12 protein-coding genes, 1 pseudogene and 1 riboswitch are annotated in these 15,209 nt (G+C 42.8%); of the genes and pseudogenes, 7 read left to right on the plus strand and 6 right to left on the minus strand.

The features are described from left to right. Nucleotides 1–566 (minus strand): annotated as a pseudogene (locus tag RYL27_RS03635) (diguanylate cyclase); the annotation flags it as partial. Nucleotides 567–1,087: 521 nt separating this feature from the next. Between RYL27_RS03635 and RYL27_RS03640 the strand changes: the two are divergent. Next, nucleotides 1,088–3,220, plus strand: a complete 2,133-nt coding sequence (locus tag RYL27_RS03640) for a hypothetical protein (RefSeq protein WP_314965310.1) — start codon at nt 1,088–1,090, stop codon at nt 3,218–3,220. A gap of 228 nt (nt 3,221–3,448) precedes the next feature. Here RYL27_RS03640 and RYL27_RS03645 read toward each other — a convergent pair whose 3' ends face one another. Next, nucleotides 3,449–4,249 (minus strand): hypothetical protein, encoded by an 801-nt coding sequence (locus RYL27_RS03645; RefSeq protein WP_314965312.1) that lies wholly within the window; start codon nt 4,247–4,249, stop codon nt 3,449–3,451. Between the two features lie 4 nt (nt 4,250–4,253). Continuing rightward, nucleotides 4,254–5,312 (minus strand): methionine adenosyltransferase, encoded by a 1,059-nt coding sequence (gene metK, locus RYL27_RS03650; protein WP_314965313.1) that lies wholly within the window; start codon nt 5,310–5,312, stop codon nt 4,254–4,256. 88 nt (nt 5,313–5,400) lie between these two features. Beyond that, nucleotides 5,401–5,505, minus strand: a riboswitch (SAM riboswitch). A 285-nt stretch (nt 5,506–5,790) separates the two neighbouring features. On the opposite strand from metK, the gene RYL27_RS03655 reads away from it, so the two are divergent. After that, a complete protein-coding gene (locus RYL27_RS03655; RefSeq protein WP_314965315.1) occupies nt 5,791–6,603 on the plus strand; it encodes a Cof-type HAD-IIB family hydrolase in 813 nt (270 codons plus the stop codon). A 279-nt stretch (nt 6,604–6,882) separates the two neighbouring features. On the opposite strand, the gene scfB is transcribed toward RYL27_RS03655, so the two are convergent. Both scfB and scfA read right to left on the minus strand, forming a co-directional pair. Next, nucleotides 6,883–8,265, minus strand: coding sequence for a thioether cross-link-forming SCIFF peptide maturase (gene scfB, locus RYL27_RS03660; protein ID WP_314965318.1), 1,383 nt, complete (start codon nt 8,263–8,265; stop codon nt 6,883–6,885). 150 nt (nt 8,266–8,415) lie between these two features. Further along, nucleotides 8,416–8,562 (minus strand): six-cysteine ranthipeptide SCIFF, encoded by a 147-nt coding sequence (scfA, locus tag RYL27_RS03665; protein WP_007155875.1) that lies wholly within the window; start codon nt 8,560–8,562, stop codon nt 8,416–8,418. 173 nt (nt 8,563–8,735) lie between these two features. Here scfA and RYL27_RS03670 point away from each other — a divergent pair, with 173 nt between their 5' ends. The 3 genes from RYL27_RS03670 to asnA all read left to right on the plus strand — a co-directional run bounded on the left by RYL27_RS03670 (nt 8,736) and on the right by asnA (nt 11,709). Next, nucleotides 8,736–10,040 carry an SPFH domain-containing protein gene (locus RYL27_RS03670; RefSeq protein WP_314965320.1) on the plus strand — a complete coding sequence of 435 codons (1,305 nt, stop codon included), beginning with the start codon at nt 8,736–8,738 and terminating at the stop codon, nt 10,038–10,040. A gap of 122 nt (nt 10,041–10,162) precedes the next feature. Continuing rightward, on the plus strand, nt 10,163–10,480 hold the full coding sequence (locus RYL27_RS03675) for a hypothetical protein (RefSeq protein WP_314965322.1): 318 nt from the start codon (nt 10,163–10,165) through the stop codon (nt 10,478–10,480). Nucleotides 10,481–10,701: 221 nt separating this feature from the next. Beyond that, nucleotides 10,702–11,709: an aspartate--ammonia ligase gene (gene asnA / locus RYL27_RS03680; protein WP_314965324.1), complete on the plus strand. Its 1,008-nt coding sequence runs from the start codon at nt 10,702–10,704 to the stop codon at nt 11,707–11,709. A gap of 330 nt (nt 11,710–12,039) precedes the next feature. On the opposite strand, the gene RYL27_RS03685 is transcribed toward asnA, so the two are convergent. After that, nucleotides 12,040–12,771, minus strand: coding sequence for a ribonuclease H family protein (locus RYL27_RS03685; RefSeq protein WP_314965325.1), 732 nt, complete (start codon nt 12,769–12,771; stop codon nt 12,040–12,042). A 185-nt stretch (nt 12,772–12,956) separates the two neighbouring features. On the opposite strand from RYL27_RS03685, the gene RYL27_RS03690 reads away from it, so the two are divergent. Beyond that, a complete protein-coding gene (locus RYL27_RS03690; RefSeq protein WP_314965327.1) occupies nt 12,957–13,712 on the plus strand; it encodes an HAD family hydrolase in 756 nt (251 codons plus the stop codon). A 127-nt stretch (nt 13,713–13,839) separates the two neighbouring features. Beyond that, on the plus strand, nt 13,840–15,156 hold the full coding sequence (locus RYL27_RS03695; protein ID WP_314965329.1) for a CobW family GTP-binding protein: 1,317 nt from the start codon (nt 13,840–13,842) through the stop codon (nt 15,154–15,156). The last annotated feature ends 53 nt before the right edge of the window (nt 15,157–15,209 follow it).

Raw genomic sequence — 15,209 nt, forward strand, 5'->3', positions numbered from 1 at the left:
TTTCCGATAAATTCCTCTTCCTTATCCTCTAAAAGAAGATTGTAGCACTCTGTAATCTCATCCCGGATAAAGTCATCCAGCGTCCACATGGTAGTGGTAGGGCGGGTAAAGCCCTTCTTTTCCAAAACCGGATAGAGCTGGTTTTGTTTTCTGGACAGATGAATTTTGAATTTCAACAATTCCTCGTAAAGTTCCAGCCATTGATTTTTAATGACAGGATACTGTACCAAATCCTCTACAGAAAACAGTAATTCCTTCATTTTGGCATTTTCCCTACGGTAACAGGAGATAGGATGATTTTCCGGAAGCTCTTGATCCTTTGTGACTAAAACATCCTGGAAGACCTCCAGCATGGCCTGAATATCTTCCTTTACACATTCATCATCAGTCTCCTCCACCATTTCCTGCTCGATAATGGCAATTTCATAGGGGGCCAGGTGTTGTACTCTATCCTTCAGCGCTTTTCTGGCTTCTTCCAAGGAAATCTTACCGTCATCATAGGCGGACTTTATTTCGTGAACAATTTCTAACTTCTTCCCATCAATATTTTGAAAATTCTCTCTCATCGCTTCCTCCTTATGTAGATTTTCCAATCTACGAAACAATTAAATCAGAATAAGACAGCTCTACTAGTCTATTGAGTTAGAACTATCTAACCAACATTATCATAACAAAAACGATGAGAGAATAACAATGAAAATTCCATATCAAATTCTAAAGAAATTTTCAGAAGATTTCTCTAACACATTGTCACTTTGTAAAGGGTATGAGCTCTTTTAATATATGAAAAAAATATAAAAATTATTAATGATATTCATAACGAAGATTTTATTTATTATTCTTAAAAACAGCAATATACTGATTGGGTAGACATGGCTAACCGATTTAAATAATAATAATTGAAACAGGCGAGTTCGACTAACTCTTCTATATAAAATGATTTCCTATCATTTTATAGGATGCCGGCAGAGAAAAGCAAAGAACTAAGCTTCATTTTTGGATAAACCGGAAAGCATAGTAAGGGGCGTTAAAAAGATGAAACCTGGACGTGAGGCCGTAAATCACAGTTTATAGAAAGAGGTTTAAAATGAAAAAGTTGACGAAAGGGGTTATTTTATCCCTTGCTTTTGTCTTGCCTACAATTCTGGTGCAGGGAAAAGCATTTGCTGCAGAGGCAGGAAATTCCGGTGAATGGAAAGCTGTAAACGGAAAATGGTTCTATGAGAAAGAGGGTAAGCCTGTAAAGGATTGGCTTTTGGATAAGGGAAATTGGTATTATCTTTCTCAGGACTCCGGAGAGATGCTTCTGGGAAGCCAAGAAATTAAGGGCGTTAACTATTATTTTCAAAATAAAAATGAGGCGGTAGAGGGTGCTATGGCAAGAGGCTGGTATCAAGACAGTAAGGGTGCCTATCGCTTTTACGATAACCGGGAGGGAAGCCCTACAGAGGGACAGGAGCTTAGAGGCTGGCAATGGATTGACGGATATTGCTATTATTTTGAAGAAGAAGGCGAGAAAAAGGGAATTCTCCTGCAAAACGGCATTAGCAAGGACGGTTATACCGTAAATGAAGAGGGACAATGGACGGTAAACGGTGTAGTGCAGTTTGTTGAGGGAAAAGGCTTTATCACAAAAAAATCCGATGTAAAGGGTGTTTCCAGAACGATTGATAATACGGAAGCTCGTCCGGAGAGAACAAGTTCTACACGCAGTCACTCCGGAAGAAGAAGTAGTGGAGTAGGAAGTAACGAAAGCGGTAATATAAACAGGAATGGAAGCAATGCCGGAGCAAGCGGAAATGCAGGAGCTTCCTCTAGCGGAGTGAGTGAGCAAGATAAGAAAAATTCCAAGACCGAACTGCCACAGGAGAATCCTAAAGCGGAGAACGAAAAAGAAAATCCGGATAAAAAGGCAGAATACTTGCTTGCAGATGGTGTTTTCTACGGTACGGGAACTTGGTCAAGATACTATGAGCAAAGCGGTCCGGATATCGTAAAAGTCAGCATTAAAGATGGCAAGATTGCAGAAGTCAGCAATGTGAAATACACGGAAGATGACAGCTATCAGGACAAGACCTTTAAGATCTTTGATTATCTCAAAGGCTTAGAGGATGTAAAAGAACTGGAGAAAAATCTGAAGGTGAAAAAGGGCGAAGCCTATGATGCGGTAGCTTCTGCAACCCAGTCCACATTGGGCGAGGTCAGTGCAGTGGATAATGCTCTTGCCCGTTCCAGAAAGCTGAAAAAAGACGGAAAAGAACAAAAAATTGCCTATTTTGATTTTACAAGAAAGCCAAATGCCAGAGCAGTAGGAGATAGCTTGGATCTTTCTGACACCATTCTTGACCTGCATTTTGCAGACGGAAGCAGACAGGATGTTCCTTATGCAGACTTTGCAAAGTATGGCATTACCGTGGATAAGGAACAGGGAAGCCCCTTACCGGAGCTGGGAACCACCTTTCCGGTATATTTCCAAAACGAAGACTCTTTGATTAAGCTCCCAAGCTTCATTCAGGTGCAAAAGGATTATAGGTGGGCTTATGCGGATGAGATTCGCCTGACCTATGAAAATGGAGAGGTGAAAACCCTTCCAACAGATAAAGAGCATTTTGTTTACCGTGCTGTAGAAACGGGAAAAGACATCACCAAGGCGGAGTTGATTCGGGAAGGAAAGGCCCTGACGGAGGGTGTGTATGATGCAAATCGCTCTGTTTGGGATTTCCATTTAGATGATAAACAGCTTCCGAAAAACTATGATGCTTGGAGATATAAGGATATTCAATTAAAAGAAGTTATGGATGAAGGAAAAATCCCTGCTTCCGTAGAACTTCTTTATGATGGGGAGTATATTCTGGAAGACACAATCCATCTGGAAAAAGAAGCAATTCTTTCCGGAGAAGTTCTTGAAAAGGACGGGGATGTAAATATTGATTATTTTGACGAGATAGAGAAAAATCCCGCTTTACTGCTTGGAGAGGCGGAGAATGAAAATGAAAAGCCTGTAAAGGTGGAATTACGCTATATTCCCGATAAGACAGAGAAAAAAGTTTCCGATGATGGAAATTCTGAAAACGGAGAAGGGGAAGAAGAAAAAAATACTACCGTAGAACTAAGTTTTCCGGATTTAATCATTAAAGGAAAGACAGCGAAGGTAATTCTTCATCTTCATTTCTTTGCTATGGATAATGAGGGGGATGCCGGAGCGGCAGACTCAGAGTAATGCGTATAGCAATCTTCCTTTTTAGAAATTATGAGCAATCAGAAAAATAAATAGTTTTCGGGCAGTATAGGCCTGAAAAAGGGGTAGTCTGAGCCCGTGGGTACTTGCGAAAAACAAGAGAAACGCAGTTTTTCGCTTAGTATCCCCTACGTGGCGAAGCTAGCGAGAGCGTGCCCACTTTCAGGCCTATGCTGTACGGAAAACGTTTTTGATTGTTATAAATCTGTTTTAAAAAGGAAGATTGCTAAAGCTGAATTCCGCCTTTCCACTCTTCTTATCGACACTAATATCAAAATACATGGCTTCAGAAAGTCTTCCATTTCCGTAGAATATGTTTTCTTCTTCCACCTTTTGTTGAAAATTTAGAGTGCTTGCCAATAGTGCTATGCTTTCTTTCACATCCTGAAGGCTAAAGTAGAACTGGTACTGGTATTGCTCTGTATTTCCTTCTCCGTAATGAAAAAAGCTCATTTCATATAGGGAGGTCTCCGGGAAAATATTAAGGGTTTTTTCTATAGCTTCCCGGGAACTGTCCGGAAGATTTTCGCTGTAGGAATGCAGAAAATCCGCCCCTTGAACCTCTGCCTTGGATAGAAGAGCGGAAGTCCTTGAGCAGTAGAGGGGGAAAAGAAAGAGGGGAAGGGAAGAGAGTAGGGATAGAAGAAAAATCACTATAGTCCCCTTACGAAATAGCTCAAAAATTGCCAGTTTTTTGGCATAGGAAGCCAAAAGTCCCAGCCCTCCGTAAAGTAAGGGAAGGACTGTGAAAAAGAAGCAAAGGGACAGCAAAGGAGAAGTAGGAAGCAAGAGCTTCGGACTTTTATAGCTGTAGAGCAAGACGGGGAAAAGAAACAAAAGGCATTGTAAGCCGATTCCGAAAAGAATCAGTGGAAAAAAATGATGAGAAAAAAGCAGTCTTTTGGGACTGCCTTTTTCCGTTGCAAGCTTTTGTTTCTTCTGAAAGAGGGCGCCTAAAAAGGAATTTCCGCTCTTATTTTTATTTTCTGTGAACTGTAAATCCTTTGACATTTGCTTAGATTTCCCATGGCAGGTTTTCCTTACCGAAGTGTCCGTAAGAAGAAACCAGATTATAGTCTGTATTTAAAAGATTTAAGTTGGAGATAATACCCTTTGGGGTAAGGTCGTACTTTTCGATTACGGAACGCCAAAGGTCCCCAACATTTTCATGCTCGGTACCGAAGCAGTCCAGATAAACGGATACGGGCTCCGCAACACCGATGGCATAGGCCAACTGTACCTCACATCTGTCGGTCTTTCCGGCAGAAACCAGGTCCTTCGCAATCTTTCTGGCCATATAGGCAGCAGAACGGTCCACCTTGGAAGGGTCCTTTCCGGAAAATGCTCCGCCGCCGTGGTGTGCGGCTCCGCCGTAGGTGTCGGCAATAATCTTACGTCCTGTAAGACCGGAATCCGCAAAGGAGGAACCGAGAACAAAACGTCCGGTGGGGTTTACCAAGATGCGGAAGTCGGTATTTAAATTCATTTCCGCAGCGGTTTCCACCATGATTTTCTGAATAATCTCCCGAACCTGAGACAGGGAAACGGATTCACTGTGCTGGGAAGAAATCAGGAAGGTATCAATACGATTTTCCTTGTAATCATAGCTTACCTGAGCCTTGGCATCCGGCTTTAAGATAGAGAAGGAATTTTCCAGGTTAAAGGCACGAAGCTTCTGCAATGCTCTGGTGGATAAAACATAGGGGATAGGAAGCATTTCCTTGGTCTCATTGGTAGCATAACCGAACATCATTCCCTGATCTCCGGCGCCGTCATGGTCTACACCCATGGCAATATCGGGAGACTGTACGGAAATCAACTCCTGAATCTTATATCGATCTAAATTTTCCAAACCGATATTCTTCAACACGTTTCGGCAAAGAGTATCGTAGTCCGGGGTATGGCTGCTGGTGATTTCTCCCAAAATCACAATATCATAGTCTTTGATGCAACATTCTGCAGCGATTCTTCCCTTGGGATCGTGCTTTAAAATGTCTGTAACGATGGCATCACTAATCTGATCGCAAATTTTATCCGGATGTCCGTTGGAAACCTGTTCTGATGAAAATAACATAAAATAATCCTTTCTATTTTGTATACAGAGTGGGAGAGGCTCCGAAAAGACATAAAAAAACCATTGGGCTCGCCAATGGTCGATAATCTTCTTATTGATCGAAACAAATGGTTCGCTCAGGTTAGCACCTTCCGTTTCCGGGGTTGCTGCGGCTTCTTAGCTCCTATGTAGCTCCACCGACTCTGAATAAGCTATGAAATTTTGTTCTGTAATACTAGCAAAGTGGAGAGGAAAATGCAAGAAAAAGTTCGAAAGAAGAATATAAAAAAATAATAAATTTAAGTTTTCTTTACTTTCCGGGAAGAATGAGATATAAGAGAGGGCACGGGTTTGCCGATATAAGATAAAAGGTAATAAGAAAAATAATACTGTCAAAAGGAAAACAAATGGGGTTGCCGATATTGCATAAAGCGTTATCAGAAAATAATCACGATAGAAAAGGGAAAAGAACATACCGGGAGATGAGGAAGGGAACAATATGTTTAAAGCGATAGCATTGGATTTGGACGGAACATTGACCAATTCGGAAAAGAAGGTCAGCGAAAGAAACAAAAAAGCTTTGCAGGAGGCTATCAAGAGAGGCGTCAGCATTATTCTTGCTTCCGGAAGGCCTACCTATGGTATGTCCGAGGTTTGGGAAGCTTTAGAGCTGGAAAGACTGGGAGGCTATGTTCTTTCTTATAATGGAAGCCTTTGTATGGATTGTAAGACCAAGGAGGTTTTGTTTGAGAAGACAATTCCCCGGAAGTATTATGCACCTATCGCTCAAGCGGTAAGAGAGGCGGATTTAGGCCTCCTATCCTATCAGGGGAAGGAGATTGTGACAGAACGGCCGGAATTTCCCTATATGGATAGAGAAAGCACCATTAACAAGATGCCCTTTCGAAAGGTAGAAGATTTTCCCAATGCTTTATCGGAGGAAGTTTGTAAGCTCCTGGCTTTGGGAGAGCATGAAGATTTGATTCCCTTAAAGGAAAGACTGGAAAAGGAATACGGGGAAGAATTAAGCATCTTCTTTTCCGAACCCTTTTTCCTGGAAATCTGCCCCGTAGGAGTAGACAAGGGAGAATCCTTAAAAAGACTCTTGGAGAAAAAGGGTTGGAAGAGAGAAGAGCTGATGGCCTTTGGGGATGGAGGAAATGACCTGACCATGCTGGAGTATTCCGGAAAAGGCATTGCCATGGCCAATTCCCAAAAGCACGTTCTGGAAATAGCCGACGAAGTAACGCTCAGCAATGACGAAGATGGTGTAGCGGAGATGGTGGAGAAATACGTATTAAGCAATACATAAAAGTAGTATTACTACATATTATTTTTGAACATAATTATCCAGATTAAAATCAGAATGATAACAATACAGCTTTTTATGCAGAATAGGTCTGGAAAAGGGGTAATCTGAGCCCGCGGGTACTTGCGAAAAACAAGAGAAGCGCAGTTTTTCGCTTAGTATCCCCTGCGAGGCGATGTTAGCGAGAGCGTGCCCCAATTTCAGACCTATTCTGCCTATAAAAAGCGTAAAATTTATAATTCAACACAATGTATCCTTAAATACTTTGTGCACCGGGATTTCTTAGCCCTGCTCCATCAAGGATTCCTCCACCTTCATCATAATGGCGCATTCCATTCTCTTTCGGAAGAGCTTACAGCCATACTCATAGGTGCCGGCAATGTCTCCGGTGGAGTGGTAGGCATTTGCCGCACAGCCTCCGGCACAGTAAAGTTTAGCCCAGCATTTTCCGCAGTCCTCTCTGGTATAGACATTGGTGTTTCGGAATTCTTCTCTGGCTTCTTCCTTGGTGATACCGTTCCAAATATCTCCCAGCTTATATTCCTTGTCGGATACGAACTGGTGACAGGGGTAAAGTTCCCCCTGGGCGGAAACCGCCATATACTCGGTTCCGGAACCGCAGCCGGAGATTCTCTTATAAATGCAGGGGCCTCTGTCCAAATCCACCATATAATGGTAGAAGGTTACAGGATCTCCCGCCTTTTTTCTGCGAAGGAGGTCCAGTGCCAGCTTTTCATATTGCTCATAGAGGATGGGCAAATCTTCCTCGGTTAGAGCTGAGGGCTCTCCCGGCTTTAAAACAACCGGTTCCATGGACAGCTCTTTAAAGCCCAGCTCATCCGCCATGTGGGCAATATCTTCCGTAAAATCCGTATTAAAATGGGAGAAGGTTCCTCTCATGTAGTACTCCTTGTCCCCACGTTTTTCCACAAAACGCTGGAACTTGGGGACAATTTGATCGTAGCTTCCCTTTCCCTTTCGGTCTACACGGAAACGGTCATTGACTTCCTTTCGTCCATCCAGACTTAAAACCACATTATGACATTCTTCATTTGCCCAATCCATGATTTCTTCCGTGAGTCCTACACCGTTGGTGGTTAGGGTGAAACGGAAGTTCTTTCCCTTTTCCTTCTCGATGGAGCGGGCATAGGCCACCAGATCCTTACAAACCTGGAAGTTCACCAAGGGCTCTCCACCAAAGAAGTCCACCTCTAAATTTCGGCGGGTGCCGGAATTTTCAATGAGGAAATCCAGGGCTCTTTTTCCGGTTTCAAAGCTCATAAGCCCTGACTCTCCGTGATAATGCCCTTGGGAGGCAAAGCAGTAGGAGCAGGCCAGGTTACAGCTGTGGGCTACCAAGAGGCAAAGAGCCTTAATCACATTTCCGCTGTGGGACTTTAACTTTCCCGCTAAAGGCCCATAGTTGTCCTTGGTAAAAAGCTTTTTGCTTTCGATTAATTCATCAATATCGGAAAAGCAGTCCTCTAAATCCTGTTCAGAGCTTTCCGGAAATTCCTCTTTAAGCTTTTTCAGTGTTTCTTCTCTGGAAAGCCCCTTATCCAAATAGCCGATGGCGGCATAGGCCATAGGATCCGTAACATGGATGCTTCCGCTATAGACATCCAAAACAATATGTCGTCCGTTCATCAAATACTGGTGAATCATTTACCCTTCCTTCTATAAAACGAATGTATAAATCAAATCAATACATAAACTATATCAGTATCAATCAAATCAATGCATAAAGATAATGTATCAATCAATGGCGAAAAAAAAGAACTGTGTCTGCACACAGCTCCTTCTTCTGAGAAATCCTTAGTTGTTTTCGTTCTCGCAGTTTTGATTTGCGATACCGCAGCTGGTCTTACAAGCAGATTGACAAGATGTTTGACACTCTCCACATCCGCCGTGCTCAACGCTCTTCTCTAAATCTCTGGTGCTTAAGGTAATAATGTGCTTCATTTCTATCCCTCTTTCTCCTGAATGCCTTTTCAAGCAATTTATTTACCTCTGCATTTTACCCGTTACGCTAAAACTTTGTCAAGATTGGAAAGGGATTTTCTTTCCCTTTAGAGGAAAATATGGTAGTCTTAGAGGGACAAAAATGAATTTGCTTACCATAAAGGAGTGAGTCTATGGGATTAATAAAAGCAGGTAAAGAAGCGGGAATTTCCGTTTTAGCAGATCAGTGGAGAGAGTATTTCTATTGTTCTTCCTTAGACAATGATACCCTCATGACCAAAGGACAGAAGAGAGTCGGACAAAACAGCTCCAATACCCGTGGGTCGGACAATATTATTTCTAACGGTGCTGTCATTGCGGTAAATGAAGGACAGTGTATGTTGATTGTGGAGCAGGGTGCCATCGTGGAGCTGTCTGCAGAGGCGGGAGAGTTTGTTTTCGATTCCTCTACAGAACCCAGTATTTTCTACGGCTCACTGGGAGAAAGCGTAGTAGAAAGCTTTAAGACCTTTATGAAGCGTTTAAGCTTTGGCGGAGACACGGCAAAGGATCAACGCATTTATTTCATTAATCTCAAGGATATTGTGGGCAATAAATACGGTACCGTAAACCCCATTCCTTTTAGAGCGGTGGATCCCAACATTAATCTGGACATAGAGATTTCCCTTCGCTGTCACGGAGAATATGCTTATAAGATTACGGACCCTGTACTCTTCTATAGGAATCTTGCGGGCAATGTAGAGGGGGATTATAAGAAGGAAGAGGTGGAGTCTCAGTTAAAGTCTGAGCTTTTAACCAATTTACAGCCTGCTTTTTCCCGTATTTCCGAACAGGGAATCCGCTACCACAGCATTCTTAGTCATACGGATGATATTGCTCATGCCTTAAATGATATTCTTTCCAGTACCTGGGGAGGACATTACGGTATTAAGATTACCAGCTTTGGTATCAGCTCCATCAAGGCACCGGAAGAAGATGAGAAGATGATTAAGGAAATGCAGAGAGATGCTGTTTTCCGGGATCCCAGAATGGCGGCGGCTTATCTTTCCAAGGCTCAGGGAGATGCCATGAAGCTGGCTGCAGGTAATACCGCTACAGGGCCTATGATGGCTTTTGCGGGAATGAATATGGCAAACCAGACCGGCGGTTTCAATGCTTCCGAGCTTTTCTCCATGGGGGCAAATCAGGGGAATCCACAGGCTGGACAAAATACCGCTAATCAGGCAAATGCAGGAGCTCAGGGAAGCATCTTTGGACAGGTAAGTGTTCCTATGCAAGAAACTGCAAACGGTGCCGTACCGACTGCAGAAGCAGGCACAGTGGAGGATTGGACCTGCGGAAAATGCGGTCATACCCATAATACCGGCAAGTTCTGCTCCGAATGCGGAGAGGCAAGAGCGGATAAATGGGATTGTCCGGAGTGCGGACATACCGGCAATGTAGGAAAGTTCTGCCCGGAGTGCGGACATAAAAGATAAAATATAGACCGGACTGTGAAGAAGAAAGGGCAGAATAGAGACTTTCTTTTTCACAGTTTTTCTATATAGAAACAGCTATAGGGTAAAATTCTTGACTTATGTTCTTAAGGATGGAGGACGATATGGATAAAGAGTTACTGGGCTGGCTTTCTCCCAAGGGAGATTTCTTTCCTACAGACTGGGGAAAGCATTGTATGGAAGCGGAAAGAATTTTAATGAAATTAGGGCTATATGAGGAATTTTCAAAGCAAAGCCTATTCAATGCCGGAGATTTTTTAAGTGGAAGAGGCTATGTGCTTTTGCATAATCCCAGTAAGAAAAAACTGATGGCTACAGCGCTTTGCCCTCTTAGTAAGGCGCAAAGAGATTTTCTTTACGGATATTTTTTGGAGTTGGGAAGAGGAAGAGAAGCGGAATATTATTTAGAAGAGGCCTTCTAAAAGCTTGTGCCGATTTAAGCCCTTCATGCAAAGGAACAGAGCCGGCTTATATTTTCGCGAAAAAAAGGTGATAATGTATAGAAGAGTTAAAGCTTTAAGCGAAAATATGAAATTCTTGTTGTAGAGGCGGGGAAATTCCTATGCTTTTTGCGCCTTTACGAATAAAAAAAAGAAGAGTATGATAGGCACTTAAAGTTATGTGATTTAAAGGAGGAAAAAGCATGGCACTCGTAATTCCAAAGGACTATTCCCCAAGGCTCAGCGTTCGGGAAACCCAAGAAGCAATTAAATATATCAGAGATACTTTCCAAAAGGAGTTTGGAAAGGAGATGAATTTATCCAGAATTTCCGCGCCCCTTTTTGTGGAGAAGAGCTCCGGACTTAATGATAATTTGAACGGTGTGGAAAGACCGGTGTCCTTTGATGTGCCATGGAAAAAAGAGGAAGTGGTGGAGGTTGTCCAGTCTCTGGCAAAGTGGAAGAGAATTGCTTTACAGCGTTATAATTTCCAGATAGGCGAAGGCCTTTACACCAATATGAATGCCATTCGCCGGGATGAGGAATTGGATAACCTGCATAGCTGCTATGTGGACCAGTGGGACTGGGAAAGAGTTATCGGAAAAGACGAAAGAACGGAAGAAGTATTACAGAATACGGTAAGAGACATTTTCCGTATTATCAAGCATATGGAGCATGAGGTTTGGTATAAGTATCCGGATGCTGTGAAGAAGCTGCCGGAGGAGATTTACTTTATTGACTCTGAGGAACTTCTCAAGAGATATCCGAATCTAAGTCCGAAGGAAAGAGAAAATGCAATTACCAAAGAGCACGGCTGTGTCTTTATTCAAAGAATCGGAGATAAGCTCAGTAACGGGGAACCCCATGACGGTAGAGCTCCGGACTATGATGATTGGAGCTTAAACGGAGACATCCTCTTCTGGTTTGAAACCTTAAATTGTGCTTTGGAGATTTCTTCCATGGGAATCCGTGTGGATGAAAAGGCCTTAGAGAGACAGCTCAAGCTATCTCATAATGAAGATAGGGCAAAACTTCCTTACCATAAGATGCTTTTGGAAGGAAAGCTTCCCCAGACCATCGGAGGCGGTATCGGACAGAGCAGACTTTGTATGTTGCTTTTGGACCGTGCCCATGTGGGAGAAGTACAGGCGTCCATTTGGCCGGAGGAGATGCGGAAGCTTTGCGAGGAGAACAATATTTTCCTTTTATAATGCGATGATTAGTATAAATTTTCATATTAGTAAGTAATGAAAGGCGGAAACAGATGATGTGTTTCCGCTTTTCTGCATTATCGCTCTAAAACAGGGGCACGCTCTCGCTAACTTCGGCACGTAGCTGTACTAAGCGAAAAGCTGCACTTCGCTTGCTTTTCGCAAGTACAGACGGCCTCAGATTACCCCTGTTTCAGACTATAAATGCAGAAAAGCTGGTAAAATGGTCATCCACCCTTCGGCGCCGGTATCTTTTGTAAACAATAGCTTATTCACTTTATCTTATACGCTTTATATGTAAATTGATATTTGACAAACGTACTATAAAAGTCAAATATTTATCCCTACCGCCTGTTTTGCTAGGGCATCGGCTCTTTCGTTAAAGTGGTCTCCACTATGGGCTTGAACTTTATGAAAGGAAATTTTCAGATCCTTTTGGAATTCCAGCATTTTTTCTCTATATTCTATGGTTTTTTCTTTATTGCATTTCCATGCTCCCTTTGCCCAGGAGGCGATGCCTTGGTAATCGTGGAATATGGCGATGGAGGAGTAGCCTTTTTCCACCGCCAAGGAAGCTGCTTTTAAGGCTCCCAGGATTTCTCCGGAAACATTTCTCATGCTTTGGTAGCTTTCTTCCCGGCCTGAATCAAAGTATTCTTCTATATTTCCATTCTTTTCAATGAAAACCACACCGTATCCGTAGACACCACTGTCCTTTTCAAAGCTTCCGTCCACATAGGCAATACAGTCTGTCTTGGTGCTATAAAAAAGCTCTTCTATGGCCGTAAGAGAACCGTCTTGTGCAGGGATAAGCCCTGCCTTCTCTTTTTCTTTTTGGGAAGAAGGCATTTTTGAACCGAAGCCAAGAGAGCTCATGCCGGAGCTATATGGCTTTGAATTGCCGCTTCCGTTTATATAGGCTTCCGCCTCTTCCCTTGTTTTCCACTTTTTGAATTGGGCATTGGGATAGCCCTTTACCTGTTTTTCACATTCTGCCCATCTACCGTATATTCCCGGATTTTCTCCGATTTTTACCGCATAATAATAAGCCATGATAGACATTCCCTTTCTTCCTCTTTATACTGGTGGAGGAGAAAACATTGGATTTTCAAGATTATTTTTTCAAAGGAAAGCTGAGATATAGAAATTCTACTAGTTGAAATATAGAAATCCAAACAGCAGATTTCCTTTGCATGCATAGTGAATATACACTAAAAGCTTTTAAAAAGTATATAGAGGAGTTGAAAATGGGAAAGAAAATAAAGGCAGTACTTTTTGATTTGGATGGAACTTTGGTCAATACCTTAGCCAGCCTAAAAAGAAATATGGATTTGACTATGGAGCATTTTTCTTTGGAGGGTGTCAGTCTGGAAGAAACCAAGAAGTTTGTGGGTGTGGGGACCAAGAAATTTGTGGAAAGAAGCCTGGAAAAGAATGCGCAGATTTGGTATGAGAAGGCGGAAAAATGGGAAGCAAAGGATGAGGAGAAGGCCATGGACTTGGACCTTAAGGGGGATGAGGTCATGGAGCTTTATGAAGAGGCATATGAATATTATCGCTCCATTTTTCCGGATAATTGTACCTATAAGGCGGAACCCTACCCCGGTATTCCTGCCTGCCTGAAACGTTTGGAGGAAAAGGGGATTTCCAGAGTTTGCATTACCAATAAACCCAAGGAAGAGGCGTCCATTATTTTGAACAAGGTATTTGCTTCTGACAGCTTTACTCTGGTACTGGGAGATAATGGAAAGATTCCTTTAAAACCGAATCCGGATATGCTTCTTACGGTTTGCAAGGAACTGGGGATTTCTTCGGAGGAGGCTGTCATGGTGGGAGATACCAAGACGGACTTGGATGCGGCGAAAAATGCGGGTATGCTCAGCATTGGCTGTCTTTATGGATTTCGGGATAAAAAGGAGCTTGAGGAGCATGGGGCAAAGTATCTTGTGAAGGACGGAGAAGAGTTATGGCAGGTCTTGGAGGAGAATTTTTTGGAAAAATGATTTAATCTTTCTAAAGAAAGTTAAGTATAGCTAACTTTATACCGCGCTTATATTGACAAGGTCTGAGATTATCGTAAAATAGCGCTTGTATCCATAGAAAAATGTATTTATCCCAAAGGAGGATTTTATGACAAAGATTGATATTATTTCAGGCTTTTTAGGAGCCGGAAAAACTACATTTATACAGAAATTACTTTCCGATGCTTTAAAGGGGGAAAATGTTGTTCTTATCGAGAATGAATTCGGTGAAATCGGTGTGGACAGCGGCTTTTTAAAGAATGCGGGAATTGAAATTCGGGAAATGAACCAGGGCTGTATTTGTTGCTCTTTAGTGGGAGACTTTGAAAGCTCCTTGAAGGAGGTTATTGAGCAGTATCATCCTGACCGCATTTTGATTGAGCCCTCCGGAGTTGGAAAGCTTTCCGATATTTTATCGGCGGTAAAGACCGTTTCCGAGAATCTGGATGTTAAGTTGGATGGTGCGGTAACCGTAGTGGACGCTACAAAGGCAAAGCTGTACAATAAAAATTTCGGTGAGTTTTTTGATGACCAGATTCGTTTTGCTACCTCCGTTGTACTGTCCAGAATGGATATTGCTTCCGGAGAGAAGGCTCAGGAGGCCGTAAATATTGTTCGTGGCATCAATCCCCATGCGAACCTGATTACCACCGCCCTAACGGAGTTAAGCGGAGAAAAGCTTCTGGAAATCATCGGGAAGGAAGAGAATCTGGAAGAGGAGCTTCTGGCAGAAGTAAAGGCTAAAGCGGCTCATCACCATGAGCATCATCATGATCACGAGCATCATCATGAACATCACCATGAGCACGGGGAGTCCTGTGGTTGCGGATGCCATGATGAGGAAGAGCATCATCACGATCATGAGCATGATGAGTCCTGCGGTTGCGGATGCCATGATGAGGAACATGAGCATCATCACCATCATGAGCATGATGAGTCCTGCGGCTGTGGCTGCCATGATGAGGAAGAGCATCATCACGATCATGAGCATGATGAGTCCTGCGGCTGCGGCTGTCACGATGAGGAAGAGCATGAGCATCATCACCATCATGAGCATGATGAGTCCTGTAGCTGTGGTTGCCATGATGAGGAACATGAGCACCATCACCATCATCATGAAGGCTGCGGATGCGGTCACGACCATGATGCGGATGAAATTTTTGACAGCATCGGTTTGGAAGTATTTAAGAAGGTAGACAGAAATCATTTGGCAGAGATTTTAGAGGAAATGGCTGAAGGCTGTGCTTACGGCGGCATTGTCCGTGCAAAGGGTATGCTGGCTTGCACAGACGGCACTTGGGTAAACTTTGATTTGGTGCCGGAACAGGTGGAAATCCGTGAGGCCGGTCCTGAAAATATCGGAAAGTTCGTGGTTATCGGAACTGAGTTGCAAAAGGACAAGATTAAGGCTTTGTTTAACGACTAATTTTTAAATTTAAAAAAAGATTCTCCGAAAAGGAATAGGCTTATTTTTCTTTT

It is taken from the genome of Oribacterium sinus (assembly GCF_963537195.1).
Lineage (GTDB): Bacteria > Bacillota > Clostridia > Lachnospirales > Lachnospiraceae > Oribacterium > Oribacterium sinus_A.